The sequence below is a fragment of the Paenibacillus sp. NPDC056722 genome, from assembly GCF_042790635.1.
In the GTDB taxonomy this organism is placed as follows: Bacteria; Bacillota; Bacilli; order Paenibacillales; family Paenibacillaceae; genus Paenibacillus_AQ; species Paenibacillus_AQ agri.
On the sequence record NZ_JBHTYV010000004.1, the window covers coordinates 36,797 to 62,528 of the forward strand.

The following is a 25,732-nucleotide window of genomic DNA, read 5'->3' on the forward strand; positions in this document are numbered from 1 at the left end:
TTTATTTAGTCGTTACATTACCTTTGACATCACGAGCAACCTGCATTTTGGAAGCCGGGATGTATCCAAGCTCTACTACATCGCCGCTTTGCACTTCGTCAGTCAAGAAGTAATCAAGGAAGGCTTTAACCGTTTCGTTTGGCTCACCATTTGTGTACATGTGCTCGTAAGCCCATACTGGGTATTTACCAGCAATAACGTTGTCTACAGAAGGTTCTACACCGTCATAGCTGAGTGTTGTCAAAGAGTCATCAAGGTAGGACAGTGCAAGGTATCCGATAGCACCTGGTGTTTCGCTAACAAGCTTCTTAACTGTACCGGAGGAATCTTCTTGAATAGATCCTTGAAGGTCTTCAGTCTTCGTTCCCAATGCGAAACTCTCGAAAGTCGCACGCGTTCCGGAGCTGCCTGGACGGTTGATGATTTGGATCTTCTCGTCTTTACCGCCAACTTCTTTCCAGTTCGTTACTTTGCCAGTGAAAATGTCAACCAATTGTTGTTTGGTCAAATCTTTAACACCAACTTCTTTGTTTGTAACTGCTGCAATCGCAACTACGGCTACTTGGTGGTCAACGAGTGCTGCTGCTTTATCAGCGTCAGCGTCTTTCAGCTTCTCTTCTGCGAATACATCAGAGTTACCGATATCTACTTGCTTTTCAGCAACTTGAGTCAAGCCAGTACCGCTACCGCCGCCTTGAACTTGAATGTCTACGCCTTTGTTGCTCTCCATGAATTTCTCTGCAACTTGCTCAACGAGCGGCTGCAATGCTGTCGAACCCGATGCCAGAACCGAACCTTTTAATTCGGTACCGCTTGTTTCTGTTGGTGCGTTTGTTGCTGAAGTGTTACCTCCACCATTATTGGTTGTTGCATTATTTGCTCCGCAAGCCGAAAGTGCCAGTACGCTAGTTAAAGCCAGTGTCATGATCCAAGATTTTCTAAATTGCATTATTGTTTGTCTCCCCCTAAAGTTGTTGTGGAGCAGTTGCTCCCACACGCTTGACCACCACAAAATGCAGTGAAAGCTGACGTCATGTTGTATTGCCTTGGCAGCATTGTGTCGCCTTTGACTCTTCCTATTCTAGGGCTCGTTCGTTAGAGAAAGGTCCTCGTTGTGTAAAATGAAAGATAAAAATAACAACATAATTTGTATAGCAACATAGATATAATCTATAATAAAGAAACAACTGCTTAATATTCACCGTTTTTAACAACATTTTCCCGGGGGAACATCATGAATATTATGAAACTCCACATCGTAGTGTTAATTGAAAAATACAAAAAGGTTACAGAAGTTGCAGCCGAACTTGGGGTCAAACAGCCGACTGTTTCCTTCCATATGAAGAATCTCGAAACCGAACTCGGTACTCCATTGTTTCAATATCGTAGCGGTCGAGTGCTGCTGACAGAAGCAGGTCGTACCCTGTATCAATACGCTGTAAAAATCGTAGCCCTTGCGGCGGACGCCGAGCGCAGTGTCAAACAGTTCTCCTCCCCCTCGCAAGGACAACTAAAGCTGGAATCCAGCTATATTCCTGGCAGCTATGTGCTCCCTAAGGCGATGTCACAGCTCATGATGGACTTTCCCGGTATAGAGTTATCCATGTCTGTGCATGCAGACCGGGAGCTGAGAGAGCGGCTGCGAGTCCGCGAAACTCCATTGGCGCTGCTGCACACCAGCGAATGTAATGATGATACCTTTCATTTTCAGCGGATCGAACAAGACGAGCCTGTGTTGATATTTGCGCCAGGTCATCCGTTCGAAGAAAGTCCTGAGCTGACCGCTGAACTAGCCGTGCGCGAACCTTGGGTACAACATGCTGCCGGTTCCGCTTTGCGCGGGATCGCCGACAAGTGGGCACAGCTCAATAGCGTCCGTCTGTGGAATCGTACCGTACTAGATTCACCGGAGCTTATCAAAAGTCTAGTCAGCGAAGCAGGTGGTGTCGCGATCTATTCCAAAAAGGGAATTCAAAGAGAGGTCGCACAGAACCGCTTGCGTTACGCTCCCCTGCCGGGCATTCAGCCAGAAAAAGGCGGTTTTTTCATCGCTTGGCGTAAGGATCACTTGCTAACTCCGCTGGAAGAAGCGGTTCTGGACTATTTTGCACAGAGGGTGGCGCAATAATACAAAAAAGGGTCCGGCACATGGAAAGCCATGTACCAGACCCTTTCTTCATTTATATAGGAGCAGGTTTATGCCTGCCCTGCTTTTTCCGCAACCAGTGTAAAAGTCTTCGGAATTCCTTTATCATACACATCCGAAGATAAATTAGGCTCCTCCACCAGCATGGTGATGACAAGTCCGCTGGCAGCTGCTGCCGTGACGATTTCACCAAGTGTCCAGCGACGCCAGTGCACCACACTCTTCTTCTCGCCCATTCCGCCCGCTGAGGCAGGCAGGTATTTGGAGTATGATACAATTTTCTCCTCCAGCCCTGTGTCAAAGTAATCGCCGCTCACCTTATGCTTGCGGACCTTAGCCGTAGACCCTTTGGATGAGATCAGCTTCGTAGTTATTGGATGAAAATCACGTAGTACGAACCGCCCACCCGGTGAGAGCAGACGATAGGCTGTATCCATAAAAGGCGCCAGATCTGTGAAGTAATGGACGATCCCCTGTTCAGCAAACACGATATCATAAGAAGACTCTGCGACTTCCGCCGGAAGATTCAGTACATCCGACACGTGATAGGTTAACTGTACTTCGGCCGCCGAAGCGAGATCCTTGGCATAACGGGCATTAGCTTCGGAGAAGTCGGCCACCGTCACCTCTGCACCAAGCAAAGCGAGCGCAACTGCCTTCATACCGTTGGAGCCCATAAGATTTATTATTTTCTTCCCGCTAATCTCGCCAAAGTATGATGAGATCGGGAACAGCTTGGCTAACGGATCTTTCGCCAGTTTGGCTGCTGCTTCCGCCGGGGTTCCGAACCGGCTTATCCAGGCGGCGTAGGTGTCCTCATTCCAGGATTCTTCGCTGACCGATCCAGCCTGTACGCCTGCAGCCGGTTCCGATTCTTGATGCTGGTTATTCATTAAGTTGTGACTCCTTTTGTCTAATGTTAAAAAAAGCTCCTATATACGACAAACTAAAGATCCGAACATAAGGCTCGGTCGTCACTACGGTGGAATGTTTGGACTTCCGGTCGCTGTTGTCCCCAGATTTCTTTGATTAAACCGCTTATAGCGGTTGAAATCTGGCGAGCTTATGCTTACGGGTGCGAGCTTTCCTGCGGAAAGCTTTTAGGCGAGCGCTTCGCTCCTACAGTTCCAAACTTCCCCCTTCGCTCCTTCTCGCTTTTTATTTCTTTCTTTTGTTCGTCTTATATATATTAAGACGCATTCTCCAGTGCAGGTGGCACTGAGTCTACTTTCTTTCGTTCAGCCCATAAATAAACTGCCATACCAATCATTACGAGCAGTCCCCCCGCCCACTGTAGATTACTCAAATTTTCACTCAGCAGCAGATAAGCCAGAATACTGGCTACAACCGGTTCAGCCAAAATGCTCATCGATACCGTGGTTGCGGAGAGATATTGCATCATCCAGTTAAAGAGGAGATGTCCGAACACCGTGGGAACCACGGCGAGCAGCAAGAAGATTCCCCACTCCTTCGGCGGATAATCGAAGAAAGGAATGCCCATCACCAGATTATAGAGCGCAAATACAACCGCTGCTACGCTGAAAACAATCAGGCTGTACAAATAGGAGGGCATTTGGGCTACAAGCTTCTGACTGATCAACATATGTACAGCGACTGCAGCAGTCCCCCCGACAGAAAGTAAATCCCCCTTCAGGTTATCGGCAGAAACCCCAATGTCACCCCAGCCGATGAAGCACACTCCGCCGATGGCAATGGCTACACCCAGCATAGCGGAAGCTGCTGTCCTTTCCTTATAAAGCACGTAAGCACCCAGCATGATGAATACCGGCTCTAATGCCATAATCATCGTTGAGCTCGCTACAGAAGTATACGACAACGAACCCATCCAGAGCAAAAAATGCAGTGCCAGCATTACACCGGAGAAAATAAGCAGCACCCAGTCGGTTGTACGGAGCTTATGAACAGCACCGCTATGCGGGCGGGCAAAAGGCAGCATCAACAGCGAGGTGAATAGCAAGCGGTACATCCCTTGCACCGAAGCCGGCGCATCAGACCATTTAATGAAGATGGATGAAAAAGATATGGCCATGATTCCGATCAGCATTAACAACGGAATAGGAATCGGTGGCTTCTTGGTAGTCATATTGTGAGAGTATCCTTTCCGTTACTGTAAAGTTCCATATGTTAATGTATCGCAAAACACGAAAAAATACAGCCCTTTTTCATAAATTTTCATGATGACGAGGTGGTTTCATGTAGTAAGGGTGAATACATCATAAGCGCATGATTGTCGGTAATATGCTCATCACCGGCAATTTCACCGCTGCGGGTCATCAACCGCCGATTGATCTGGTTACTGCGTATATATCCACCCCAAGGCTCCAGGCTGATCACATGTTCCTTTTCATACACCTCATACGTGTAAAGCGGCTTCTCCGTACATCTCCATTCTCCCCGGAGGTTTGTATCATCCAGCCACAGAATTAACTGAAAGGTACTATCCGTATTGTTGGTAAGCTGCAGGTCCAAATAATTATAAGAACAAGTTGCACCGCTGCCAAAAGGTTGTGTCCGCTGTTCATCCGGAAAGACATCATAGCTGTGACGATGCCGTTCTTTGACCGTAAGCGGCGTATGCAGTGTCATCCAGTAGATCAGATTGGATAGCTGACAGAGTCCACCGCCGATCCCTGCCTGAAAGCCTCCATAGTGCAGAACCATTCCCTCGACATAGCCTTTTCGTTTGCTTGGTTTTCCGATACTTCTCCAGTACGAAAAAGTCTCACCCGGCCGGATCACCAGCCCATCCAGTTTTGCCACCGCGAGACGCAGATTCGTTATTTTATTATACTGGAACTGCATATCTACATTTCGAAGACTTCGCAGCAGAGGTGTTGCATGCTCCATGATTGTATAAGGCAGTCGGTCAGCAGAACGATGTACAGCAAGCTTGCCTCGCCGGGTATACCATAACCAATATCTCTTCCAAATAAAATACCGCTTCCCTACAAATAATCTCAGCCTGGAGCGGCGGATTGGCTTCATCGATGCCTTTATACTATTCATGTTAAAACTCAACCTCACTCTCCAGCTTCAATTCTGCAAATCTCCCTCCCAAAATGTCATTATGGTGACTGACGACATCTTTCCCGCTCAATTGTTCTGTATCAAATGTACTGTGGGCATCTTGGACAAGCACACTCTCATAGCCCAAGCTATAAGCACGTCTGGTTGTGGTGTCTACACAAAATTGGGTCTGCATGCCGACAATAATCAATCGAGTGATCCCCATCTGCTGTAGCGTTTCATGCAAAATTGTACGGTGAAAAGCATCCCAGGTTGGCTTCTCTATAATCGTCTCTCCATCTTGGGGCTTAATACGGGCGCTAATTTGCCAAGTCGGAGAATCCCTTGTGAATTCTTCATCTTCTGTATGCTGGATATAAACCACCGGTGTGCCTGACTGTCGCGCTTTGCCTAGCAAGGAGATGATCCGGTCCATAACGCGCGGTCCGTCATACAGCTCTTGTCCCGGGTACGAAAACATCGCCTCCTGAACATCAATAATTAACAATGCCGTATCTCTACTCATAGGTTTAACCCTCCAGATAAATGAATAAATAATACTGTGATTATACCAAAAAAATACAGTATCTATATAGAACGGATTTAAAATAACAAACATAGCCAAAACATAACCAAGAAAAAGAGAGTTTATATAGAAAGGAATGAAGTCGAAGTGTAATTAAGGGCATTTTCGTACCTTAATTCCTCTGCAGCTAAGGCTAAATGGAGATTAAGTGCAATATTGTACCTTAAATTTTCCAGTATACCCCTTTCAGCATGTTTTTTCGAAAATAAGATACAATAATGATCTTATTTCCCTCATTTTCCTATATTAAAGAAAATTAAGGTACAAAATTGCAGTTAGTTGGGGGGGAGCCCCTCTTTTCCACTTGGAAGACGACTGGTGAAGGGTAATACGTCCCTAGTGGCTGAAATCTGTCAACAGTCGGTGTAGGGAATATATCTCTTCCAGTGGTTTAAATCTGTCGACAGTCTCTGTTCCGGTATTAGTTTTCCTTTGGAAAGCTTTCAGGCGAGCACTTTGCGCCTTCAGTTCAAAAGCCTCACGTTCGTTCATCTTCGCTTTTTATTAATTTCTTTTGTTCGGCTTATATAATAAAAAAAAGCGTTCGTACCTCTCACTCACCGAGTGTATGGCACGAACGTTGCCTAACTAATTATTCTGTTGCTTTATTCTCCGACAGCTTCTCCAGATCACCGATCAGTTGATCCAAGCGCTCGAAGCCGGATACAACTTCATCAACCATCATCTTCTGCTCTTCAACGCTGGCCAGAATCTCTTCAGATGCCGCACTGGATTGCTCAGTTATTGCAGAGATGGAATCCACCTCAGCGACAATAACCTCGGATGAATTGCGGACCTCGATCGATTTCTCTTCCACTTCTTCCGCCTGCTTCATAACCTGAGTCGCAATTTCAGACAATTCGCGGAATACACGTTCAGAATGCTTGACCGTCGATTCGCTGGTTTCGATCATCGATTTGCCTCGCTCCAATTGAGAGGACAACTGCTCCACCTTAACTCTAAGTCCGTCCAAACGACCAGAGATCTCTTCAGCAGACTGATGAGAGTTCTCGGCAAGCTTTCTGACCTGTGTGGAGACCACCGCAAAGCCACGTCCTTGCTCGCCAGCCCGTGCAGCTTCAATCGCCGCATTCAGGGCAAGTAGATTGGTCTCGGAAGCGATAGACTGAATGGTTGTTACAATCGTACCAATATTATGATTCTGTTCGTTCAGCTCCTGCATCGCTGCTGTAATATCATCCATTACAGAGCTTATATCAGTGATGCTGCGTGACAGTTCCCCAATCTGCTCATTTCCGCGTTCCGCTGACTCGGCAGTAGTATTGGATAATTCCCGCATGACTACCGAATTATCGGCAACCAGTTGAATCGCAGTATTAGCATCGCCGAGCGCCATAGAAATATCGCTGACACTGACCGTCTGGCTCTCAATACCTTTAGTCATTTCAGTAAACCCAATGGTCAATTCACCTGTAATATCTCCAGTAACCATAACATTCTTCTGCAGTTGACGGTTGAAGGTTGCCATTTCGGTGATCGATGTTTTCATTTGATCCAGAAGTTCTTCAACATTCTTTTTGGCCAACTCGGAGTTAAGCCTACCTTCATAGGCATTCATCATCATTTGCCGTGAAAGGATCGACAAGATAATCAGGAGTGCAAACGCGATGAATAACTTAATGTTATCTGCCCATTCATAGTTTGCGAATTCTGTAGTAGCTGGATAAAGGATAAAATAATTAACCTGAATAAAGCTAATGATCGCATAGGTTAAAACAGGTTTGTACGTTGGGTAAAACACAAGAAGAATCCCGAGACTCAAATACGAAAATAAGTTGGGTTGCAAATAATTAATAAAAAACATAAATCCACTTATTATTAAAACAACTATGTAAGACAGCAATTGCACGGCAACTTTTTTGCGTACCAGCACAAAAAAGACTACATTCGCGATAATCGCTACAATGAGCGTAGTTATAGCTTCCGTCATTTCCTGACTGAACACAATCAATGGAATGACCGTTAATGTAATAAATAGTAAAATAAATCTCATAATCTTGTTGCGCTGATGCGTCAACTCTTGCTCATAATCCTTATAACTTTGGGACTTATTTGTTCTTGATTCATTCATAATTCGACTTTTCGTCTTCATCCAAATCGACATTCTCACTCGCCCTTTCATGTTAGCGCATTATATCTGCATTATTATATCGGACGAAAGGGCCGAACTTTTTAGAGAAGTTTCCTAATAATAGCCATTAAACAAGGACGAAATTTATAAATTTCGTCCTTGAAGTAATTTAAATGTGATTTTCTAGTGAATCAATCTTTCTTTTTACAGCAATTTCTGTATCTCATCCTTGATTTGCTCGGATTGTGGACCAAATACAATTTGCACGGTCCCTTGACCGAGTCTCATCACGCCGGAAGCACCAAGCTGCTTGAGTGCCGCATCTTTCACTGCCTTCTCGTCATTCACTACGAGACGCAGTCGCGTGATACACGCATCAATGTTCTTAATGTTGTCCGGACCTCCGATGTTCTCCAGAATTTTGGATGCTCTGGAGGAGGCAGAGATAGTATTACCGTTACCTGCTGAGATTTCCTGAACCTCATCCTCAATATCATCTTCGCGTCCAGGTGTTTTGAGTTTGAAGATGGTAATGATGGCGCGGAACAGTACATAATAGAGTACGAAGAATGCAAGGCCAACCGGAATCAAGATCCACGGGTGGGTAGATATTTTTAGATTAACCAGGTAATCAATTAGGCCGGCAGAGAAGCCAAAGCCCAGCTTGACGTCTAGAATATACATGACAGCCATGGACAGACCTGTTAATAAAGCATGCACCAGATACAAGAGCGGCGCAACGAACATGAAAGAAAACTCAAGCGGTTCAGTGATACCCGTCAGGAATGATGCGATGGCAGACCCGATGAAGATGGAGGCTACCAGTTTTCGTTTCTCTGGTTTAGCCGTATGAATGAAAGCAAGCGCTGCACCAGGCAAAGCGAACATCATAATCGGGAAGAATCCGGTCATGAACATTCCTGCTGTTTTGTCCCCGGCGAAGAAGCGAGTCAGGTCACCGTGCACTAGTTCGCCAGCGGCATTGGTGAAATCCCCGATTTGGAACCAGGCAATGGTATTGATCACGTGGTGAAGCCCGATCGGAATCAGGAGACGGTTCGCAGTACCGAACAAGAAGGCTCCGAAGGCTCCAAGTCCTACCACCCAGTTACCGAAGTCGCTGATTACATCTTGAATTGGGCTCCAAATCATACCTACCAAAACGGCAAGTACCATGGTGCTGACAGCAGTGATGATCGGTACAAAACGTTTGCCAGCGAAGAAGCCGAGCCAATCCGGCATTTTAATATTATGATATTTTTTGTATAGGAATGCAGCCCACGCACCGGCGAAAATACCGCCAAGAACACCCATATTCAGGACGACATCATCATTAATAAAGGAAAATTGCAATGGAACTATGGCAAGGATCTTGGTTAACACCATGTAAGCAATCAGTGCCGACAACGCCGCAACCGCATCACCAGCGAATCCAATCGCTACACCAATAGCGAAGATTAGAGCCAAGTTACCAAAAATGGCACCTGCTCCTGCATTCAAGAATGGGGCGACATACTGGTTCAGGAAGCCCCCTACCGCGCTGCCCAAATGCAAATCTTTTTCATAGTCAATCAATCCAAACCCTTGAAGTATTGCCGCCGCCGGCATCGTTGCTACTGGCAGCATCAGTGACTTGCCCAGTTTCTGAAGAAAAGCCAACATATTCTCTCATCCTTTCAATGGCAAGATAGTAAAGCTATTTGCTTATTGCGTTAAAACCACGGTAAGGATACTGTCTTCACCTGCGGTCACAGGGCCAAAGTGACCTTCTACCTGTGGTACGTTCTCACCATTGTTCGTTACTATGACCGGGGAGATGGTCTCACATCCGGCTGCACGAATAGCCTCCAGATCAAATTCAATCAACGTCTGTCCGGCCTTCACAGTATCCCCGGTAGCTACATAACTAGTGAACCCGTTCCCCTTCAGGCTGACAGTCTCTATTCCAATATGTAGCAGTAGCTGCATGCCGGAGGAATGTTCCAGAATGACGGCGTGGCTCGACTTCACAATATGAGCAACTTTCCCATCGAAAGGGGCGATCAATTTCCCTTCTATAGGTTGTATGGCGATTCCGCCGCCCATATGACCACCGGCAAAAGTATCATCCGGAACTTGTTCCAATGGAACCGCTTGCCCGCTCATAGGAGCCTTAATTGTTACGGTATGTCCAGTACGTTTCTCTTCTTTTTTAGATTTCCATTTGGAAAACATATGATGCCACTCCCTCTTATGCTGCTATTTGTTTTTCTCAAGCGTTTGAAACAGACGGTACAAATGCATTGCCAAGAAACATAACTCTTCCTCCGGGATTTCTACGCTCAGTGAGTTTTGCATTGCTTTTCCGAGCTTCTTTGCAAGTATATACTCCCGCTTATACTCTTTTTTGATATGCTTCACAAAGGGATTGTCGATTAATGACCCCTGTAAAATGCGTTCAATCGAAAAGCGCAGATGAATCATCAGCCGGACATGATTCATGCTTCCGTACTCGAAGGTAATGTTTCGTTCTTCCCGAATCAGGTCCATTAACTCGCTCACGATGTTGGAAGCCTTCACCAACTGCCCTACCGGTACGTTACTAACAGCAGAGTAGACGTGGTAAGTTAGAAATCCAATCTCGTCCTCAGGAATCTGCACCTGAAATTCGGCATTGATCTTCTCCGCCGCTTTGTAAGCGATCTCATATTCTTTCGGGAAGGTCATTTTTGTTTCTTGTAAAAATGGGTTGACAATATCCATCCCGTTGCGCAGACGGTAGATGGTGAACTGGATATGGCTTGGGAGCGCCAAGTAGATTTTGTCATTCAGCTTCCCGGCAAACTGCTCCCCGATATCGCTGATGATCTCATCTGTGATCTTCATAACCTTAGGGTCGATATCTTCCAGCAAAATTTGATATTGGCTCCATTCATCCCGATCTTCCAGGCGAAAAAGCTTCTCGATCCGGTGATCATTGCCTTCAATGACTCCCGTGCCCTTCACCGCAAAGCCAATCCCTTTGCCGATGATGACATATTCTTTGCCGTTCTTGCTTCCCTGCACCATAACCACGTTATTGCCGATTACGCGTTGTACTTGAAATTGCTCGTGCTCCCGTATCAAGATCTCCCCTCTTTCCAGTGATTGTCAGGTGAAAGGTATAAAAAAGAGCCAAGAATAGTCTCAAATAAATAAGACAATCCTTGGCTCATGCCCTTTACGGTAACACGCCACTAAACTATAAATGATCATTTATAGGTTCATAATAAATCATACCCGGGCAGGCGTCAATGGTAATTTTCACATTGTCAAGTCGGGCGGAAGTCTCAGCTTTCACCCTCCGCGAGCAATCTGCACATCTGAGAGACTACCTCCTGCAGCACTACTGGCTTGCTCATAAAACCGGAAGCCCCTGCTGCGAGGCACTTCTCCCGGTCCTCCTTCATCGTCTTGGCTGAGATCGCCAGGATCGGTAGCTCCGTCAGAAGCAGCTCTTCCCGGATAATGCTTAACGTATCATAGCCATCCAGATTCGGCATCATGATATCCAGCAGAACAATATCAATGTCGTCATGCTCTCTCACCATTTGCAGGCATTCAAAGCCGGTTTGAGCGGTCAAGATCCCCATGTCATACGGTTCCAGTCCCTTTTCCAGAGCAAAGATATTGCGCATATCGTCATCGACGATAAGCACGGTCCGGCCATGCAGTTGTTCATATTGCTTATCGAACTGATCTGAGTTCTGCCGATATGTAGGTTTCTCCGCTGAAATGCGCTCATCTGCACTTGATACTGCCGTTTCGGACCATTGTGCTCCCGGAATGTAACTCTCCCCGGTTTCCTCTTCCAGGCAAGGCAGATAGAGCGTAAAGGTGCTTCCCTCCCCGGGTATACTGTTCAGCGCAATATGGCCGCCTAACAGTCTGGCGAGCTGAAGGGAAATTGAAAGTCCGAGTCCTGTACCGCCAAATTTGCGGGCTGTTGAACCGTCAGCTTGACGGAAGGCTTCGAAGATCAACTGGCTATTCTTATCGGAGATGCCAATACCGCTGTCGGTTACTGCAAAGGCAAGCACCGGCTCCTCTGATGCATAGCTCAGGGATTGGAAAGCTTCCAGCCTGGACACCTCCACTTTTACACTACCTTGCTGGGTGAACTTAAAGGCATTGGACAGTAGATTGCGCAGGATCTGATGAAGTCGCAGCTCATCCGTGTAGAATAAATCCGGCACACTTTCATCCAGAACTACGGTGAACTCCAGATTTTGCTGCTCAGCTATTTTTCCAAAATAGGATTGCAGGAGAGCAGGCAACTCCGTTAGATTGACAGCATCCACCTCAACCAGCATCTTTCCAGCTTCAACCTTGGACAAGTCCAGAATATCGTTGATCATGCTGAGCAATTCACTTCCGGAGGAATGAATCACTGCTGCATAATTCTGTTCTTCCTCATTTAGGGATTCGTTGCGATTCTCTGACAGCAGTTGGGAAAGAATAAGCATACTGTTCAGCGGTGTACGTAGCTCATGCGACATATTGGCAAGAAACTCCGACTTATATCGAGAACTCTGCTCGAGCTGTTCGTTATACTTCTCCAGTTCAACCGCGGAGCGCTCCGCCATCGACTTCTGAATCTCCAGCTCGCCATTTAATGCCAGCAGTTCCTTGGTGTAGCTCTGCAGTTCTTCCGCTTGTACTTGGAGCTCCTCGGACTGTACCTGAAGCTCTTCATTCATAACCTGTGATTCTCCATACAGCTTCTGAATTTCCATTCGCGTCATGACCGAATTCAACGTGACACCCAGCATATTCACAAGCTTGGATAGGAGTTCAAAATGGAAGGGAGCCCACTTGGTCAACGAGGCAATCTCAACTACGGCTAACGTCTTGTTCTCAAAAATGACCGGGGCCAAGGTGAGATAACGCGGGGCGGTTCTGCCTAAGCCGGAGTTAATACTGATGTAATCCACTGGCAGATCCTCCAGGACCCTAAGTTTCATATCCTGTGCACATTGACCGACCAGACCTTCCCCGGACTTAATCTTGTTCACACCAACGGAATTCTCACTCTCATCGCTACCCGCATAGGAATAAATCCGCTCAAAGCTTTCTTCCGCATTCAGTACATACACAGCACCGTATTGCAGTTCCAGAATAGATGCGAGCTTGTTCAGAAAGGTTCTGCACAAAACGGTCAAATCTGTAGTTTCCTGAAGCAGAATAGACATCACACTTAATTGCTCACTGCCCCATTGATCCCGTTCCACAGTCTCAAGCAGTCGGTTAGTGGCATCTCCGAGGTCATACAGCTCATCGTGTGTCCTGACCCTGACCCGTTCAGACAAATTACCTCCGCTGGCAATGTTGTTAATGGCAAGAATAACACGGCTGAGCGGACTCACGATACTTCTTGCAATCAATACGGTAATGACCGCAGCAAAAACAGCCACAAGCCCCCATAAAATGTACATCGTCAGCAGTAATTTGTGGTTTCCTTCTTTCAGAGTGTTGATCCGTGCATTGGTAAGAGCCCGTTCGTTGTCGAGAAAATATTCAGACTGGGATCGGATGGAATCAACAATGGATTTACCGGTATCGTCTTGAAAAAAGCGGTTCACGGCTTCATTCTGGCCATTCCGCTTAAGATCGATGACGTATTGTCCGGCATCCTCGATCCATTTTTCAATATTGACCATGATCGTCTGCAGATTCTTTACTTGAGCAGGATTGTCGGCAATCAGGCCGTTCAGCTTAGCATAATTAATGCGCCACTCCGCGAGTCCGTTATTATACGGAGGCAGATATTCCATCTTCCCGGTGAGTGCATAACCTCTCTGACCTGTCTCCATATCCAGCACATTCTTCTCAATCTGATAGGTTAGTTCATGAACCTTCATATCGTGATCACTAAGAAAAACCGTCTCAGCTTCCAGCTTGCTGATCCTTGCAGATACAACGAGCAGAAAAAGTCCAAGCATTAACAGGATCATGAAATACCCCAGTGCGATCTTGCCGCGAATCTTCAGGTTCCATACCCGTCTATCGACCAAAGGCTTAACCCCCATCAACATCTGACATTAGTGAATTCCGGTGAGCGTGGATTATGAGATTACAGGTAGCTCTCGGTGCGCGGGATTCTGTCCTTAAGCTGACGGATGTTGGCTTCCAGTTTCAGAATGACATCCTCCAGATCCATCGGGTCAATTCCACGGACAATGGTTGGCGGAGCAACGGCGGCTTTGGCTTCGGCTTTGAGATCGCGCAGCTCCAGCTGCTGTTCCTGCCATTTGTCCATCAGATCAGCTATGGTAGCGTAGAAACGTTCATAGTCCTTAATTACACTGTCCAAAAATGTATCTACTTCCTCCGCATCATATCCACGAAGCTTCATGCCGAATTCCTTCTCATGTATCGTAAGGGCATCAAGCGTTATGCCTAACTGGCTGAATAGTTTTCTTTGTTTGTCTAATCGACGTTTCATATGTTCGTCCATCTGAAATACCTCCAAGTATATACTGCAATAATTCCAGCAGTACTCATTATAACAGGGCGCGGGCCCTCTGAAAATATCACTAAAGTTGCTAATCTCCACCCCGAGTCGAAGCTTTTCCAAATCCAGGGATAAGAGAGCCTAATAGCACAGATTCAAGACCTCCCTATTAAAAATTATCGGTGACGGCTTTGTTCAGAATTCCGAGACAACGGTCCAGGTCGGTCTTTACCTGTTTTTTATAAAGTTTGGCTTTCTCCTCACCATCCGAGGTGAAGTGATAGAGGACGATTTCCTGAAAATCAACCTTGGGATCGTTCCCCTTCAACTGCTTGGTACGGTACAAAATGCCCTGCTGCACCAGCTCGTGCAGCGCACGGTAAATCTCGCTCTGCGGAGGAGAGTATCCGTGTGATTTGAATTCCCGTCGCATATCCTCCAGCATCTGATAACCATATCCGCGATGCTGCTCCACCATTGTTATCAGATACACCTTAATAAAAGCCCGTTGGGCAATCATAAAAGCCATGCCAAGATACACCTCCTGATGTGTAAATACCCAATCCTATTTATTCCTGCTATGAATCTAGTATAAGCACTATTTTCCAACTTTCACAACCTGAAATAAAGGCAAGGGGTCTACTTTTTCCATGAGATTAGTATTTGAGGAGAGTAGTCGTTTGCCTTTGGAGAAGTTATGGGAGGAGTGGAACCGGTTTTTGGTCTTTTCTATTGTGAATTTTTCATATGTTGAAATTTGGTTGGTAGGCGTAAGAAAAAGACTGCATATCTACGGTTGTTCGTAGAAAATGCAGTCTTTGGCTCCCGTTTTTAATGATTCTCTTGGGAATTTCCTATTCGGGTATCCTCCGGCAAAACATCAGGATGATCCTTGTATTGATCTTCATAACGATGTGTATTCAACGAACGGTTATCCCGGAAAAGGCTATGGACCTCTCTGTCACGGCCGCGGTCCTCCACCAGCACAAGGATTTTTCCGCGGTCCACATAGCCTTCATACTCCCTCGCTTCCTCCTCGGGGATGCCAAGTCCGATCAGGCCGCCAACAAGTCCACCTGCTCCCGCGCCTACGGCTGCACCAGTCAATGTAGCGGCGATCGGGCCTGCCGCCAGAATCGGTCCGATGCCCGGAATCGCCAGCGCGCCTATACCGGCCAGAAGCCCGGCAATTCCTCCTAAGACTCCGCCCGATGCCACTCCAGTTGCAACACCCTCGGGTGCCATAGTTCCGGTCTCGTCGGAAATATGCTTAAATTCATCACGATTACGTGTAATTATGGAAATTTCATCCGTGCGGTACCCGCGGCTTTGAAGTCCTTCAATGGCTCGGGTCGCTTCCTGTTCTGTGTCAAACACACCTGCGATTTTCTTCGTCATTTGAAAAGTCCTCCTTCGTTATTATCGTTCGCTATGTTATTACCCCATCGGCGAAGGACAAATCAGTAGAAGAATCATCAGCGCCTGTAAACACAGACCTTATTTTACAGGCCGGGTGCGGCTCGTCGGCACCGCCTGCAGCGGATCATCCGGCCAATAATGCTTGGGATATCGGCCTTTCAAATCTTTCTTGACCTCGAAATATGTATTACGCCAAAAGCTCGCAAGATCCGATGTAACCTGCATGGGTCTTCTTGCTGGCGACAAGAGATGCAGCAGAACCGGCACCCGTCCCCCACCAAGTCTCGGCGTATCCTGCTGACCGAACATTTCCTGCAGTCGCACCGCGAGCACTGGAGCTGCCGGATTCCCGTAATCTATAGGTAACCGCGAGCCGCTTGGCACGGTAATATGGGTGGGTGCTTCCTGCTCCAGCGTCTGACGCTGCTTCCAATCCAGCAGATCCTCCAGCGCTCGAGCCAGTGGCAGCCGCTGAAGATCGCGCAGGCTACGCATCCCGTGCAGATATGGACCCAGCCAGTCAGCAAGTGACTCCAAAAGTGCGGAATCAGATACATCCGGCCAATCCTCTCGCAGACCATGCATGAACATCATCCGCTGGCGAAGCTGCTGCGGCCCCTTCTCCCAGGGCAGTACCTCCAGCCCTTCAGACGCAATGGCCCCCAGTAATCCCTCTGCAGCCTCTTCTGCCGAAGGGCGCTCATGAGTCGTCTCCTTGAGAATAAGGGCACCCAGTCGCGTGCGACGCCGCGCCTTCACGCTCCCGTTATCTTTGTCCCAATAGACTTCGGCTTCTTCCACGATGCTGTCCCCATGGTGGGATAGCAACTGCACTTCACTCAGCTCTGCAGCCAGCAAAATCCGGCTGTGCGTACCCTGATCATCCACAGAGGCAGCCACAATATACGCGGAGCGTTCCAGCGGCTGCCCTTCTTTCATCGCCGCCCCCCGGCCTCCTGACAGCAGAAACGCGCCTTCGCCGCGTCTCTGCCCGATCCGGTCGGGGTAGGCGAACGACAGCAGCAGTCCGCATTGGCTGCTGTCCGGCTCTTCCCCTGGCGAGGCCTTCAGCTGCGCCAGGTAGTTCCGGCTCTCGCGCTGCACCGTGCGCAGCGCCGCAAGATCAGCTCCGCCGCCGTCAGCACCGGCGGAGCGCTCGAACCGGAGCAGCGCCTCTACGCGCAGCGTGAGGTCGCAATCGCCCCCGGCGGGACCGCGCAGCAGGTCCCGCTCCTGCAGCAGCGCTGCCAGCCGGCAGGCCAGCGGGGCAGCGCCAAGCCCTTGCCCGCGCAGCAGCATGTGCGCGATGCGCGGGTGCGCACCCAGCGCGGCCATGCTGCGGCCGTGCGGGGTGATGGCGCCGCTGGCGTCCAGCGCGCCAAGCTGGCGCAGCAGCGCCGCACCCTGCGCGTAAGGCGCGGCGGGCGGCGCGTCCAGCCACGGCAGGGCTGCCGGGTCCGGCACGCCCCACACGGCCAGTTCAAGGGCGAGCTGCGTCAGATCGGCCTCCTTGATCACCGGCACGTTCTCGTCCGGGAGCCGGTAGTGCTCCTCCTGGCTCCACAGCCTGTAGCAGACGCCGGGAGCTGTACGGCCCGCCCGGCCGCGCCGCTGGTCGGCTGAAGCCTTCGACACCGGCACCGTCTCCAGGCGCGGCATCCCCGTACGCGGCGAGAACACCTGTGTACGCCGCAATCCGGTATCAATGACTGTGCGTACGCCTTGAATCGTCAAGCTCGTCTCGGCGATAGAAGTGGCCAGCACAACCTTGCGTTGGCCCGGCACCGCTGGAGCAACCGCAGCGTCTTGTGCAGCCTGCGGCAGCTGTCCATAAAGCGGACGCAGGATCGTTTCTTGCGGCAGAATAGCGGCTTCCAGCTCCCGTTGGGTCCGGCGGATTTCCTGTTCCCCCGGCAGGAACACGAGAACATCCCCCGGCTGCTCAGCTAAGGCCCTCCGCACAGCCGCTGCCGCGGATTTCTCGATGCGGGAAGCCGCAGGAACAGGCGAATAGACCGTTTCTACCGGATAAGTCCGTCCGGGACAATCTACTACAGGGGCGCCCCCTAGCAGAGCTGATACCCGCTCCGTCTCCAGTGTCGCCGACATGATCAGGATGCGAAGATCCTCCCGAAGCACCGTCTGAGCTTCCAGCGTCAGAGCCAGCCCCAGATCGGCATGCAGGCTGCGTTCGTGGAATTCATCGAAGATCACAAGACCCACATCGCCAAGTGTAGGATCGCTTTGCAGCATCCGGGTCAGCACGCCTTCAGTAACGACAATGATTCGTGTCTGAGGGCCGACTTTAGTATCCATGCGCATTCGGTAACCCACCGTCTGTCCTACACTTTCACCCAATCGGGAAGCAATGTAGGTCGCAGCAGAACGAGCCGCCAGTCTGCGGGGCTCCAGCATCAGGATGGTTTTGCCCTCCATCCATGGCTCATCTAGAAAAGCCGGGGGCGTTCCGGTAGTTTTACCCGCTCCCGGTTCTGCCACGAGAATAGCGTTTGTACTAGAAGCCAGTATATTTTTCAGGTCAGGCAGCACCTGGTGTATTGGAAGTTGTTCCATCGTATCTCTCCGTTATCTGTTAATATCATCATTATTCATCTGCTCAGAGGATTTGCTCCCGAGCCTGTTACCACGGCTTTCAAAAGATTGAAACTCACGCATGAGACCTAACGGACCGTATAGCCGTTATTTTGCACATGAAGCTGCTCCGGGAATATGCAAAGGACTCGGGCGACGCTATTTTCTCCCAAACCGTGGTTGTTGAGCTTAATTACTGCCCATTAGGTCTCTGGAGTCCGTTATCTTTCTAAATGCTTGAATCGATAGACAATAAAGTCTCTGGTGTCCGTTACATGGCTAAGCAAGCACTGATATTGAGGTAGACCCCTAAAATCCAAGAGTAATTATTATAAAAAAAGAAAAGAGGGCAAGTCCTACAAAGGGGGGCGTGATCGCTTGCGCTAACAAGCCTCTTCATCACGTATACGCTTCCTTTGTAAGAACCTACCCTTCCAAACTTGATATCCAGTTCCCCATAACCTTCACACCAACGAAAAGATACAGGTCATGCTTAAAAATAGTATACCAAGAAGAATTCAAATGACCAACACGAAATCTCGATACGTATGATATAGATTGAACTTAGAGTTCTTACACAGGGTTAGATCGTCATTGCGGAAAACGCTTGAACTCCCGGCCGATGTTGTTCCCAGATTTCTTTAGATTGTACCGCTATTCGCGGATAAAATCCGGAGACAGCCTTTGCTTCCGATGCCAGCTTTTCTACGAAAAGCTTTTAGGCAGTCACTTTTGCACCTTCAGTTCCAAACTTCCCCTCCATTCCGTTCCCCTTACGTTAAGTTTTTTAGTTCAATCAATATCGTTGGTTTTTTTGTTCACAACATTTAACTCTGGAAACGAAAGTCTTCCGATGCCTTCTACCAGCATCTCCAGGGGATAAAATTCGGCGTTCAGATTGGAGAAGAACCACTGACGGCCCCTTTTTACCACAATGCCCAAGCCGGTTTCATCCCCAACTGGAGTGAAGCCTTCACTCACCTCTCCCCAGCTCGGAATACCAAAATCGTTTAACTGTCTCACAAGCGGAAGCACTTCATCGGTGACTATTCCAACTTCGCTGACGCCAAGGAGCGCACTGGCTGAGAAAGGCACCTCGGCAGGATGCTCCCGATTATGACGAGCGATGAATTCCAGCAGATTTCCTGAAGGGTCTTCAAAGTAAAAGGCATGTGCGTTCCAGCTTTCAAAGAACACCTCATCCTCCCCCTTCACCTCGTTCAGCGTAAGCCTTGACTTGGCCCATGCTTTAGCTTCGGCAAATTGCTGCGCCGGTATATTAAATGCCAGATGGTAGTAGGGTTTCTCTGGCATGTCTACTGCATGAAAGGTTACTTTCGTAGTGCCAATCTGTACGGCAAACTGTCCTGGAGCTTCCGCGGAGATCTCAAGTTCCAGCTTGTCTCTATAGTAGCTGCGAGTCTTTTCTAAATTCCCTGTCCAAAGTGTTACTTCTTTAATAATCATATTACACCTCCAATGTTTGTGTTATTCTGTTATTTTAACCTTATCCTTTGACGGTTAAAGCTACAATATTAGCATTCTCCAGAATGTTTCGCTCAGAGCCTCTATATAACACTGTTCTTCAAGGCTTGGCCAATCTCCTCCAGAGAGAGAGCATCTGTTTTGAAAGCAAGGGGCGCAGCACTGGATATAGCCCGTTGATATAATTATAAATGCTATGTACAGGTCAGATCAGCGATTGAACGAACGTATCCCGGGCGGAACATGTATGTTTTTTAGCGGATCTACATTAGCTTTCTTAAGATAACAGTAATTCTGCATCATCAATGACAATTTGTGCCCCCTTCTAATCTATCCCAAACATAAATAGGGACTAACCTGATTTTCACAATCAGGCCAGCCCCTCTACTTCTAATTATCCAGGCGAGTTACATCCACCTTGACCGTTAGAGATCCCGCATTACCCCGGTATACCCCTTTGACAGGTACAATATCCTTATAGTCTCTTCCGTGTCCCAGCTTAATGTATCTCCAGTTCACTTCAGTGTCGTTAGTAGGATCAAAGCCCAGCCAGCCCGTACCCGGAATGTGCGTCTCTACCCATGCATGCGAAGCCTGTTCAAAATCCGCATTACCTCCCTGCAAATCCCCAACAAAATGATATCCGCTCACATACCTTGATGGCAACCCGACGCTACGGCAGACCGCGATCATCAGATGCGCATAATCCTGACAGACGCCGCGTTTGAGCTTTAATGCTTTTTTAACCGTTGTATTCACGCTCGTTGCCTCCGGGTCGTACGTGAACTGCTCAAAGATCGTCGAAGATAGCTGTTTGACCCATTCATACATCCCTTCGGCAGCGTCAAAAGGATACTGTGAAGCAAACTCAACGAGTTCAGGCGTCACTTCCGTATAGCTAGTTGGCAAAATAAATTCGATATACCGGTTCTGGAACCTGGAGTCCCCCAGAAGCTTCACCTGCTCTGCCAGCGGGATGGACGGCAAACCAGCGCCCTGCGCTTTATCAAGTGTCACCACCGTGGCCCTGGTATGGATAACCATCTCGGTATGCGGCTTATTAACCGAATAAGCGTGGACGCGGTTGCCGAAAAAATCCTCGTATGTCAGCAGATTCGCCGGCGGATGCACCTCCACCTCATGGTGATAACAGGACTGACGATAATTGGTGCGCGGCGTGAGGCGAATTTCATTGACACTGTCCGTAACCGGCTCGGGGTAAGTATATGTTGTTGTATGATGGATTTGGATTTTCATGCTGAGATGCCTTCCCGCCGAAAAAAGGCGCCTTCCATTGTTTTACCCAGCCGCTCGCAGGATTGTACCAGCGCTTGCAGCACATGCTCTACCATGTCGCCGGACATTTCCTCCTTCTCCATATAATCCAGCTCCGCCTGGATTCTACCCGCTTGCCGGATCACTCGCTCATACCCTGACCCTTTGTCAGATCCGTCAAGCTCTAGTGCTGCCAGATGTTCACCCAGCTTATGAAAGGAAAAACAGATCGACCTCGGAAATTGCGCACTTCCAATCAGAAACTCCAGAATACTCTCCGGTGAGACAGCATCGGCATAATACCGCCGGAAGGCTTGGTATCCGCTCACGGATTTGAGTACCGCCTGAAGCTGAGTGTACATCGCATTGATGTCCTTGTCCTTGCATGATGCCGTGACCGACTGAAGGATCCGTGTTGTATTCTCCGCACGTTCCAGGAAACGACCGCTCTCAATAAAATGCCACTCATTTCCCCGCACCATCACCGATTGTTCTGCGCCGAGGAACATGGCCGTCCGCTCCTTAACGTGACGATAGAACTGATGCGGTCCGCGCATAATATCCGCCACTGAGCGTTCCCCCAGCCAGAGATTAAAGCTATTCACGATATCCCATAGCTCGCTGGGCAGATGCTGACGCAGCGTACGCAGATTATTTCTTGCATGATGGACACAGGAGAAGAGGGAATTGGGGTTGCCGAGATCCAGCGTAATGAAGGACAACACATCCTGTTCAGAGAAGGTTTCAAACTGTTGACTGTATTCACTTCGTACCCCGAGTGCATCGATCAGCCGTGACCATTTATGACCTTCCTGCTGAAAATCCGCCTCTTGCTGAATATGATAATGGACGTCGATCAGCCGTGCGTGGTTCTCTGCCCGTTCAATATACCGGCCTATCCAAAATAACGCTTCTGCATTGCGATTCAGCATCGTCAGCCACCCCTTTTTCTAATATAAAATATCAGGCCATCACCCAGGTATCCTTAACCCCTCCACCCTGTGAGGAATTGACAACAAGCGAACCTTCTTTCATGGCCACGCGAGTTAGTCCGCCGGGAATCACATGCGGCTTGCAGTCCGCTCCCATCAGGACAAATGCTCTAAGGTCGATGTGGCGTGGCGTCATTCCCCCGGACTCCGACAGTACCGGCGCTCTAGACAAGGACATGATGGGCTGGGCAATATAACGCTCCGGATCGGCCAGAATCTTCAAGCGGAACTCGTTTTGTTCTTCCCGGGTCGCCTCACTGCCAATCAGCATGCCGTATCCGCCGGATAGCGAAGTTTCTTTCACAACCATATCCTCCAAGTGTTCCAGAACGTACTGGCGCTCCTCCGCTTTAGACAGCAAATAGGTAGGCACGTTGTCCAGTATCGGTTCTTCCTTGAGATAATATCGAATCATGTCCGGTACATACACGTAAATAGCCTTGTCGTCCGCCACCCCTGTTCCCGGAGCATTGGCAATCGCAATATTGCCAGCCCTGTAGGCATTCATGAGTCCGGCTACACCGAGTAACGAATCGGGCTGAAAGGCCAGTGGATCAATATAATCATCATCCAATCTTCGGTACAGCACATCCACACGGCGCAGACCATCCATGGATTTCAAATAGATTTTATGATCACGGGCGACCAGATCACGTCCCTCTACCAGATGAATTCCCATCTGTTGTGCGAGGAAGGCATGCTCGTAATACGCCGAGTTGTATTCACCCGGTGTCAGCAGTGCGATGACCGGGTCCCGCGTCCGTGAAGGAGACAAGCTGCGTAGAACGGATAAAAAGCAGTTGAGGCTGTGATCCACATCTCGAATGGAGCTGGCCAGGGAAAGTTCAGGGAACAGCTGATTCATCAGCGATCTCCCTTTGAACAAATAAGAGAACCCTGATGGTGTACGCAGGTTATCCTCCAATACGTAATACTTTCCATCATGATGGCGGATGAGATCAATACCGGATGTAGTGACATAGGCCCCGCCTGGAACACGCAGTCCCGCCATCTCTGGCCGGAAATAACAATTGGAGAGGATCATTCGACGCGGCACAATTCCATCCCTCACAATGTTCTGCTCATGATAAATATCATGAATGAACAAATTGAGCGCTGTAATGCGCTGTACGATCCCGGCCTCCAGCCGTTCCCATTCCCCCTTCGGGATAATCCGCGGCACCATATCAAAGGGAATCGTCCGTTCCATTGGATGGTCCTGAGCCGGATTGTATAGTGTAAATGTAATGCCTTCTTCCATCATCCGACGCTGCATGAGGTTCTGCTTCCCCTGCAGCTCTTCGGGACTCATTCCGGCAAACATACGGCTCACATGTTGATAGTGGGGCCTAACACTCCGCGCATCAGCATACATCTCATCATAGTAATGAAATAGCGGATACGGGGATAGGCCGAGCAGTGGATCGAGTTTGGACATGAGCCCGACTCTCCTTTCGGATAAATGTAATGTTTTCTGACAGTAAATTCATCCATTCTAGAAAAAAATGTGAATTAACGCTGTTTTTATTTTCATTCTACGTATTCACACGTCCTCATGTCAATATACATAACAACAAAATGTTGTTTTCACCCTGACAGCTATTATGTAATCGCTTCCTTATAACTTTTCTGTGTATAGTAAGAGCGTCTATGCAAATTTCACAGCAATTGTAGGATCAATGCTCTGGATATTTCTATTATTATGAATTTTTCATATGTTGTATTTTTTACTCATTGAACTTTTAGCCTATATTTTCAGTCTCTTCATCATCCATGGCAGGTTCCCCGGATATAACCAGGAGATCAAGGCATAATAGCGGTGTGAATGGGCACAGCTCACCGACTATATAGAACGCATTTAAAAAACAAAGACGGCCAAAAAAAAGAGAGTTTATATAAGAAGGATCGAAGTCGAAGTGTAATTAACGGCATTTCTGTACCTTAAATCCTCTGCAGCTAAGGGTTAGTAGAGATTAAGTGCAATAATGTACCTTAAAACTCCAGAACACCCCGTTCAGCATAATTTACCGAAAAATAAGATACAATAATGCCCTTATTTCACATATTTTCCTTCATTGAAGAAAAATAAGGTGCAAAAATGCCGTTAGTTGAGGCGGTGCCCCCTCTTTTCCAATGTTAAGACGATTGTTGAAGGGGGAATTACCGTTTCTAGTGGTTGAAATCTGTCGACAGTCTACGTTCCGGCGCCAGCTGTTCTATGGAAAGCTTGCAGGCGAATGCTTTGCCCCTACAGTTCCAAACTTCCCCGTTCGCTCATCTTCGCTTTTTGTTAATTTCTTTTGTTCGGCTTATATATCGTGTTCAGCTTTTTTCAGAAGTTTTGTTAACTTTATTAAGGCTATGTTAAATAACATCAATTCGATTGACGGTGATTTTCGGATGTTGCTATAATCAATTTGAAATTGACACGTTCCAAAAATAATGAAAAAGGGAGACTTTTATGAACACCAAATTCAAACGGATGGTCCTGCCTCTACTCGGTCTTGTACTCACCAGCACGCTCGCTGCATGTGGAAATCAATCCTCCACCACAAATGCAACCAATGCCGTAAGCCCGACTGAGGCTGCTAGTTCTGCTAAGGCTCCACTCGTTGTCTACACTAATTCCGCTTCTGACGGCAGAGGTGATTGGCTGAAAGAGAAAGCCAAAGAAAAAGGCTTCGACCTGCAAATCGTAGAAGGTGGCGGCGGCGATATTGCTAACCGTCTGATTGCCGAAAAAAACAAGCCGGTAGCCGACATTATTTATGGTTTAAGTACGGTGAACTATGTGGAATTCAAGTCGCAGGACATGCTGGAGCAGTACAAGCCCGCGTGGGCAAGCGAAGTTCCTGAGGGCTTAAGTGATAAAGACGATTATTACCATGGAATTGTTAAGCAAGCGATCCTGCTGATTTACAACTCTAAGCTGTACAACGAAAGCACCGCTCCTAAAGACTGGTCGGATCTGTGGACCAACCCGCAATTCCATAATAAATACGATGCACCGGGAACGAACGATCTCGGCGGCGCTACCGTTCGTGCGGTTCTGGCTGGCATTCTCGTGCGCTATCAGGACCCGAATGGTGAGTACGGAATCTCCCAGCAGGGTTGGGATGCCATGAAGAACTACCTGAAATACGGTTTTTATAAAGCCGAAGGCGAAGATTTCTATGCCAACCTGGCTAGTGGAAAGTCACCTTTTGGCCCGATGTTCTCTAGCGGGATCGCTTCGAGAGAGAAGCAGTACAACGTCAAAGCCGGAATTGTAAAACCAGCCATTGGTGTCCCTTATATTGTTGAGCAAGTAGCGATTGTCAAAGGTACGAAGAACCTCGACACCGCCAAAGCCTTCGTCGATTGGTTCGGTAGCAGCGAGGTACAGACAGAATGGTCCAAGCAGTTCTCCACTATGCCAGCTAACAGCAAAGCGCTCGAGAACGCCGCGCAGGATCTTAAAGATCTGGACGCTTCCCTCAAACAACAACCGATCGATTGGGAGTTTGTGAACAAGAACATCAACAACTGGGTTGAGAAAATCCAGCTTGAGCTTTTACCGTAATTCAGCATCATGACCATCCCGGCAGCAGGAGTACAGGTCGCCTCATTTATGGCGCGCCAGCCCCCACTGCCGGGTGGCTTTATT

20 protein-coding genes are annotated in these 25,732 nt (G+C 48.3%); 2 read left to right on the forward strand and 18 right to left on the reverse strand.

The annotated features are described in order from the left end of the window. Nucleotide 1 precedes the first annotated feature (1 nt). Nucleotides 2-925, reverse strand: a complete 924-nt coding sequence (locus tag ACFRAM_RS11565) for a phosphate ABC transporter substrate-binding protein (RefSeq protein ID WP_379465978.1) — start codon at nucleotides 923-925, stop codon at nucleotides 2-4. 309 nt (nucleotides 926-1,234) lie between these two features. On the opposite strand from ACFRAM_RS11565, the gene ACFRAM_RS11570 reads away from it, so the two are divergent. After that, entirely contained in the window at nucleotides 1,235-2,128 is an 894-nt protein-coding gene (locus ACFRAM_RS11570) for a LysR family transcriptional regulator (protein ID WP_379465979.1), read from the forward strand. A gap of 68 nt (nucleotides 2,129-2,196) precedes the next feature. Here ACFRAM_RS11570 and ACFRAM_RS11575 read toward each other — a convergent pair whose 3' ends face one another. The 17 genes from ACFRAM_RS11575 to ACFRAM_RS11655 form a co-directional block, all read right to left on the reverse strand. After that, a complete protein-coding gene (locus tag ACFRAM_RS11575) occupies nucleotides 2,197-3,039 on the reverse strand; it encodes a class I SAM-dependent methyltransferase (RefSeq protein WP_379465980.1) in 843 nt (280 codons plus the stop codon). 296 nt (nucleotides 3,040-3,335) lie between these two features. Then, entirely contained in the window at nucleotides 3,336-4,250 is a 915-nt protein-coding gene (locus ACFRAM_RS11580; protein ID WP_379465981.1) for a DMT family transporter, read from the reverse strand. A gap of 89 nt (nucleotides 4,251-4,339) precedes the next feature. Next, nucleotides 4,340-5,173, reverse strand: a complete 834-nt coding sequence (locus tag ACFRAM_RS11585; RefSeq protein ID WP_379465982.1) for a VanW family protein — start codon at nucleotides 5,171-5,173, stop codon at nucleotides 4,340-4,342. Nucleotide 5,174: 1 nt separating this feature from the next. Beyond that, nucleotides 5,175-5,699 (reverse strand): cysteine hydrolase family protein, encoded by a 525-nt coding sequence (locus tag ACFRAM_RS11590; protein WP_379465983.1) that lies wholly within the window; start codon nucleotides 5,697-5,699, stop codon nucleotides 5,175-5,177. A gap of 652 nt (nucleotides 5,700-6,351) precedes the next feature. Further along, a complete protein-coding gene (locus ACFRAM_RS11595; protein WP_379465984.1) occupies nucleotides 6,352-7,884 on the reverse strand; it encodes a methyl-accepting chemotaxis protein in 1,533 nt (510 codons plus the stop codon). A 171-nt stretch (nucleotides 7,885-8,055) separates the two neighbouring features. Next, nucleotides 8,056-9,513, reverse strand: a complete 1,458-nt coding sequence (nagE, locus tag ACFRAM_RS11600) for an N-acetylglucosamine-specific PTS transporter subunit IIBC (RefSeq protein ID WP_379465985.1) — start codon at nucleotides 9,511-9,513, stop codon at nucleotides 8,056-8,058. A 42-nt stretch (nucleotides 9,514-9,555) separates the two neighbouring features. Continuing rightward, nucleotides 9,556-10,065 carry a PTS sugar transporter subunit IIA gene (locus ACFRAM_RS11605; RefSeq protein WP_379465986.1) on the reverse strand — a complete coding sequence of 170 codons (510 nt, stop codon included), beginning with the start codon at nucleotides 10,063-10,065 and terminating at the stop codon, nucleotides 9,556-9,558. Nucleotides 10,066-10,089: 24 nt separating this feature from the next. Next, nucleotides 10,090-10,956 (reverse strand): PRD domain-containing protein, encoded by an 867-nt coding sequence (locus ACFRAM_RS11610; protein ID WP_379465987.1) that lies wholly within the window; start codon nucleotides 10,954-10,956, stop codon nucleotides 10,090-10,092. A gap of 203 nt (nucleotides 10,957-11,159) precedes the next feature. Beyond that, a complete protein-coding gene (locus ACFRAM_RS11615; protein WP_379465988.1) occupies nucleotides 11,160-13,883 on the reverse strand; it encodes a CHASE3 domain-containing protein in 2,724 nt (907 codons plus the stop codon). A 59-nt stretch (nucleotides 13,884-13,942) separates the two neighbouring features. Next, entirely contained in the window at nucleotides 13,943-14,326 is a 384-nt protein-coding gene (locus tag ACFRAM_RS11620) for a DivIVA domain-containing protein (RefSeq protein WP_379465989.1), read from the reverse strand. 166 nt (nucleotides 14,327-14,492) lie between these two features. Next, complete coding sequence (locus ACFRAM_RS11625; protein WP_379465990.1) at nucleotides 14,493-14,852, reverse strand: replication termination protein; 360 nt, start codon at nucleotides 14,850-14,852, stop codon at nucleotides 14,493-14,495. Between the two features lie 302 nt (nucleotides 14,853-15,154). Then, a complete protein-coding gene (locus ACFRAM_RS11630; RefSeq protein ID WP_379465991.1) occupies nucleotides 15,155-15,721 on the reverse strand; it encodes a general stress protein in 567 nt (188 codons plus the stop codon). A gap of 99 nt (nucleotides 15,722-15,820) precedes the next feature. Further along, on the reverse strand, nucleotides 15,821-18,316 hold the full coding sequence (hrpB, locus tag ACFRAM_RS11635; protein WP_379465992.1) for an ATP-dependent helicase HrpB: 2,496 nt from the start codon (nucleotides 18,314-18,316) through the stop codon (nucleotides 15,821-15,823). Nucleotides 18,317-19,126: 810 nt separating this feature from the next. Beyond that, a complete protein-coding gene (locus tag ACFRAM_RS11640) occupies nucleotides 19,127-19,801 on the reverse strand; it encodes a VOC family protein (protein ID WP_379465993.1) in 675 nt (224 codons plus the stop codon). Between the two features lie 408 nt (nucleotides 19,802-20,209). Continuing rightward, a complete protein-coding gene (locus ACFRAM_RS11645) occupies nucleotides 20,210-21,076 on the reverse strand; it encodes a transglutaminase family protein (RefSeq protein WP_379465994.1) in 867 nt (288 codons plus the stop codon). Next, nucleotides 21,073-22,026, reverse strand: coding sequence for an alpha-E domain-containing protein (locus ACFRAM_RS11650; RefSeq protein ID WP_175372605.1), 954 nt, complete (start codon nucleotides 22,024-22,026; stop codon nucleotides 21,073-21,075). Before ACFRAM_RS11650 ends, ACFRAM_RS11645 begins: the two co-directional genes overlap by 4 nt. A 31-nt stretch (nucleotides 22,027-22,057) precedes the next feature. Then, nucleotides 22,058-23,524 (reverse strand): circularly permuted type 2 ATP-grasp protein, encoded by a 1,467-nt coding sequence (locus tag ACFRAM_RS11655; RefSeq protein WP_379465995.1) that lies wholly within the window; start codon nucleotides 23,522-23,524, stop codon nucleotides 22,058-22,060. 1,023 nt (nucleotides 23,525-24,547) lie between these two features. On the opposite strand from ACFRAM_RS11655, the gene ACFRAM_RS11660 reads away from it, so the two are divergent. Continuing rightward, nucleotides 24,548-25,648 carry an extracellular solute-binding protein gene (locus ACFRAM_RS11660; RefSeq protein WP_379465996.1) on the forward strand — a complete coding sequence of 367 codons (1,101 nt, stop codon included), beginning with the start codon at nucleotides 24,548-24,550 and terminating at the stop codon, nucleotides 25,646-25,648. Nucleotides 25,649-25,732 lie beyond the last annotated feature (84 nt).

Bases quoted from the DNA above. Each gene is read 5' to 3' on its own strand.
- ACFRAM_RS11640 (WP_379465993.1), bottom strand. From the start codon at position 19,801: ATGATTATTAAAGAAGTAACACTTTGGACAGGGAATTTAGAAAAGACT.
- ACFRAM_RS11655 (WP_379465995.1), bottom strand. From the start codon at position 23,524: ATGTCCAAACTCGATCCACTGCTCGGCCTATCCCCGTATCCGCTATTT.
- ACFRAM_RS11590 (WP_379465983.1), bottom strand. From the start codon at position 5,699: ATGAGTAGAGATACGGCATTGTTAATTATTGATGTTCAGGAGGCGATG.
- ACFRAM_RS11630 (WP_379465991.1), bottom strand. From the start codon at position 15,721: ATGACGAAGAAAATCGCAGGTGTGTTTGACACAGAACAGGAAGCGACC.
- ACFRAM_RS11645 (WP_379465994.1), bottom strand. From the start codon at position 21,076: ATGAAAATCCAAATCCATCATACAACAACATATACTTACCCCGAGCCG.
- ACFRAM_RS11570 (WP_379465979.1), top strand. From the start codon at position 1,235: ATGAATATTATGAAACTCCACATCGTAGTGTTAATTGAAAAATACAAA.
- ACFRAM_RS11575 (WP_379465980.1), bottom strand. From the start codon at position 3,039: ATGAATAACCAGCATCAAGAATCGGAACCGGCTGCAGGCGTACAGGCT.
- hrpB (WP_379465992.1), bottom strand. From the start codon at position 18,316: ATGGAACAACTTCCAATACACCAGGTGCTGCCTGACCTGAAAAATATA.
- ACFRAM_RS11625 (WP_379465990.1), bottom strand. From the start codon at position 14,852: ATGGCTTTTATGATTGCCCAACGGGCTTTTATTAAGGTGTATCTGATA.
- ACFRAM_RS11620 (WP_379465989.1), bottom strand. From the start codon at position 14,326: ATGGACGAACATATGAAACGTCGATTAGACAAACAAAGAAAACTATTC.
- ACFRAM_RS11580 (WP_379465981.1), bottom strand. From the start codon at position 4,250: ATGACTACCAAGAAGCCACCGATTCCTATTCCGTTGTTAATGCTGATC.
- ACFRAM_RS11585 (WP_379465982.1), bottom strand. From the start codon at position 5,173: ATGAATAGTATAAAGGCATCGATGAAGCCAATCCGCCGCTCCAGGCTG.
- ACFRAM_RS11605 (WP_379465986.1), bottom strand. From the start codon at position 10,065: ATGTTTTCCAAATGGAAATCTAAAAAAGAAGAGAAACGTACTGGACAT.
- ACFRAM_RS11595 (WP_379465984.1), bottom strand. From the start codon at position 7,884: ATGTCGATTTGGATGAAGACGAAAAGTCGAATTATGAATGAATCAAGA.
- ACFRAM_RS11650 (WP_175372605.1), bottom strand. From the start codon at position 22,026: ATGCTGAATCGCAATGCAGAAGCGTTATTTTGGATAGGCCGGTATATT.
- nagE (WP_379465985.1), bottom strand. From the start codon at position 9,513: ATGTTGGCTTTTCTTCAGAAACTGGGCAAGTCACTGATGCTGCCAGTA.
- ACFRAM_RS11565 (WP_379465978.1), bottom strand. From the start codon at position 925: ATGACACTGGCTTTAACTAGCGTACTGGCACTTTCGGCTTGCGGAGCA.
- ACFRAM_RS11660 (WP_379465996.1), top strand. From the start codon at position 24,548: ATGAACACCAAATTCAAACGGATGGTCCTGCCTCTACTCGGTCTTGTA.